Here is a 1,093-nt window from a genome sequence, read left to right as displayed (position 1 = left end):
AGTCCGACCCTGCGGGTACCACAAACCGCCAAAGATGTTCGCCCCGGTCCGCTGGAACAGCGCGGCCTGAACGTGCGTCACCAGCCTACCCAGGGCAAGATCATTGACCTTCTGCCGCGCGGTGCGCTGGTGACCGTTAGTGGCTCGGGGGCCTATCGCAAACTGGAAAATCGCCTCGGTCCGGCCGTCCTGATCACCGCCGACGGGACGCTGGCTGGTTACATCGCCGTCAAGCTGCTGCGACCCGTCAGGGACAACGAGTACCGCATCACCTCGTCGGAACCGGCGGTGAATGTTCGCGCCGGGCCGAGCCTGACGAGTAAGGTTCTTTTTGAGTTGCCGACCGGCTCGGTCGTCACGGTCAGTGGCGAGGGCGATTTTCGCAAGCTGGAACGCGTCAACCAGTATGTGCATTTTGCCTCACTGCAAAGCGAGCTCGCACCGCTGGCCACCGACCGCGTCGTGGTGCTCGACCAGCCGGTGCCGATCCAGGCCGGCGCCTCGATCGGTCACATCGGCGAGTATCAGAGCATGGGCGCGGATCGACCGGAGGAAAAACTCCACCTGGAAGTGTTCACCGGCGATGACGTCGACTTGTTTCTCGACGCCAGTCGGGACTGGGCAAAGCGCTTGCCCGCGAAAGAGCGCACCTGGCTGAAGCTGGTCAAGGGCACACCGGTGGTGCCTCATGAAGAATGGGTCACGGCCGCGCGCCTGCAGGCGGCGAGTGATGCCAGCCCACGCAGCGCCGCCGACCTGTTAGTCCCCAAGAGCCTTCTGGACGGCCTGCCTGCGGAGGGAAGAATCCACGTGCCAGCGACCGATTACCGCAAGGCACGCAACTGGTATCGCCTGGACGGGCTGCTGCACGATGCGGACCACAACTTGCTCGACGGCTGGGTGTGCGAAGAGGTCGACGCCACCCCATGGGTCAGCCCGTGGTCGTGGGAAGGCTATGAGGTGATTTTCGACTACAGCACGCCGCGACATGAAATGGCGTCGTTTTTCAGTGCTGTCGGCCGTTTTAACGAAGGACAACGCGAGCGCTTTCGCCCCTTGGCCGAGAAAAGTAATCAAGGGCCGATGAAAAGCC

The 1,093-nt window shown here is 62.9% G+C and carries 1 protein-coding gene; it reads left to right on the top strand.

Going from position 1 to position 1,093, the window contains the following annotated elements; genetic code table 11:
• Positions 1 to 1,093, top strand: a 1,093-nt coding sequence (locus AC07OG_RS26310; protein WP_495068509.1) for an SH3 domain-containing protein, incomplete at both ends; no start/stop codon positions are given.

Source organism: Pseudomonas sp. GW821-FHT09H03, from assembly GCF_059415945.1.
This window is presented reverse-complemented; position numbering and strand designations above follow the sequence as displayed.